This window comes from Bradyrhizobium frederickii, from assembly GCF_004570865.1.
GTDB lineage: Bacteria > Pseudomonadota > Alphaproteobacteria > Rhizobiales > Xanthobacteraceae > Bradyrhizobium > Bradyrhizobium frederickii.
Genome location: NZ_SPQS01000144.1, coordinates 1 through 615, shown reverse-complemented (window position 1 = coordinate 615; position 615 = coordinate 1). Strand labels below are relative to the sequence as shown.

General features: G+C 58.4%; 1 pseudogene. It reads right to left on the bottom strand.

Features of this window, described 5'->3' with window-relative positions:
- Positions 1-287 precede the first annotated feature (287 nt).
- Positions 288-551, bottom strand: a pseudogene (locus E4K64_RS40105) (transposase); the annotation flags it as partial.
- Positions 552-615: the final 64 nt, after the last annotated feature.

Here is a 615-nt window from a genome sequence, read left to right as displayed (position 1 = left end):
TGATGACCAAGCCCGGCGCAAGCTATGAACGGCGGGATCCGGCCTTTAGCTGATCCCGTTTGTTCCAGACTGCGAGGTTCGTGAAGGTGATGACGAAACAGTCGATCGGCGCGCCGTAAACCCTGTGCAAAAAAGCGGGCTTCGAGCCCGAACCATTTATCTGGGAACGGCACGCGCGGATCTCATCATGGCCTGGCCGCAACAGCGGCCCACTTGCAAGAGGCCGGATACATTTGTGCAGACTGCATCGTCCTCATTAAACGACCTTGCACGGGCGGGGCGGGTCATACATTTTTTGCAGCGACGTCCTTGAGCATGGCGTTGTCGAGCATTGCTTCGGCCAAGAGCTTCTTCAGCTTGGTGTTCTCGTCCTCCAACGCCTTGAGCCGCTTGGCGTCGGACACCTCCAGACCACCGTACCGGGCCTTCCATTTGTAGAACGTTGCGCTGGAGATCCCGTGTTTGCGGCAGACATCCGCCGTCGCCGCACCCGCCTCCTGCTCCCGCAAAATCCCGATGATCTGTTCTTCCGTGAACCGACTTGGCTTCATGGTCCATCTCCTCAGAGGTGACGGACTCTACCCATTCTTGGAGGAGTTTGCGGGGCTCAGACCA